The sequence below is a fragment of the Nostoc sp. CALU 546 genome (assembly GCF_048836525.1).
Genome location: NZ_JAWJTF010000377.1, coordinates 1 through 1,770, shown reverse-complemented (window position 1 = coordinate 1,770; position 1,770 = coordinate 1). Strand labels below are relative to the sequence as shown.

1 protein-coding gene and 1 pseudogene are annotated in these 1,770 nt (G+C 33.3%); both read left to right on the top strand.

Annotated features, from left to right (window positions below; genetic code table 11):
- On the top strand, positions 1 to 1,177 hold a 1,177-nt coding region (locus RRG12_RS43840; RefSeq protein ID WP_420763340.1), incomplete at its 5' end, for a P-loop NTPase fold protein.
- Positions 1,174 to 1,770 (top strand): annotated as a pseudogene (locus RRG12_RS43835) (hypothetical protein); the annotation flags it as partial. The gene RRG12_RS43840 and the pseudogene RRG12_RS43835, both read left to right, overlap by 4 nt.

Genomic DNA, 1,770 nt, shown 5'->3' with positions numbered 1-1,770 from the left:
AATTTTTTCAGATGATAATAATAAAACTTGCCAACTCTTTACTGGACATATAGGATGTGGGAAATCTACAGAGTTAATACGGTTAAAATCTGAATTAGAACAACATAATTTTCATGTAGTTTATTTTGAGTCAAGTCAGGATTTAGATTTAGTTGATGTAGGTATTAGCGATATTTTACTAGCAATAGCTGGAAGAATTAGTGAAAGCTTAGAAGCTGTTAACATTAAAATACAGCCAGGATTACTAAAAAATTTGTTAACTGATATAATAAAGATATTAAACGCACCGTTAGAATTGAGTGCTGAGTTTTCTATTCCTGGTAACATTGCCAAAATAACTGCAAAAACTAAAGAAAACCCACAAAAGCGCGACCAACTAAGGGAGTTTCTAGAATCCCGTACTAGTAGCATTGTGGAATATATCAACGAAGAAGTACTTGCAAAGGCTAATCAAGAACTTAAACGTCGAGGTAAACAAGGTTTAGTTGTAATTGTAGACAACTTAGATCGAATTGGTAATAAAACTCTGCCATCTGGTCGAACCCAGCCAGAATATATATTTATAGACCAAGGCTCACAACTGGGTGGACTGAACTGTCATGTGGTTTATACTATACCTCTACCTTTAATCTTCTCAAGTGAAATTGATTCTCTGAAGCAACGACTAGGGAATGGAGTAGTTCCAAAGGTACTTCCAATGGTACCCGTACAATTTAGAAATGGCAGTGAATGCAAGCAAGGAATGTTACTTCTACAACAGATGGTAATGGCAAGAGCATTTCCCAGTTTGAGTGAAAAAGAACGTTTAAATTGTATTTTAGATGTTTTCGATAGCCCGAATACATTGGATAAACTTTGCCGTGTTAGTGGCGGTCATATACGAAATTTAATGGCATTACTTTTTAGCTGTGGTCTCAAAACAAAAAATCCACCAATTTCCTATGAAAGTTTGCAAAAAGCAATTAAAGAGCAACGCAATAGTTTAATTTCAGTAGTTCAAGAGGAACAATGGGAATTACTGCATAAAGTTAAGCATAAGAAAAAGATTGTAGCTATGAACCCAGAATACCAACAATTGTTACGGAGTATGTTTGTATATGAATATCGAAATGATGATACAGGTCCTTGGTTTGATATTAATCCAGTTTTAGCCGAAGCAGAGGAGCTAAAAACATGAATAAACAGGAGCAACCAACAGATATTAATGAAGATAATGAAAGTTCATTAGAAATGCTTATACAAGCAATTGATCTGGAAGAATTTTCATTAATTTTTGCACGCTGTAACTATGTCAGCTTGCGAGAGAAAATGTTAAAACGCTTAAAAGAATCATGTTCACGTGATATACGAGTAATTATCTTAAAAGATTCAGTTCAAACTTTGTATACGACTATCAAACAAGAAATAAAAGACGAAAAACCAGCAGTATTGATGGTTTTTAATCTTGAACTAGTTAAAAATCTTGAACAAGTGCTGATTTCTACTAATCAAGTTCGAGAAGAATTTCGCAACAATTTTCCATTTCCAGTAGTTTTGTGGGTTACTGATGAAGTTTTAATACAATTGAATAATTCAGCGCCAGACTTCAAAACATGGGGCATTTTTTGTGAGTTTGAACTTGCTACAGATGAGTTAGTAACACTACTTCAAAAAAATACTAATATTATATTTGAAAAAACTTTAGCAGCGGGGGATTTATTTCTGCCAAATTCTACACTTCTTAAAAGTTATTACCGCTTAGAAATAAATTCAATATGCAAAACCTTAAAA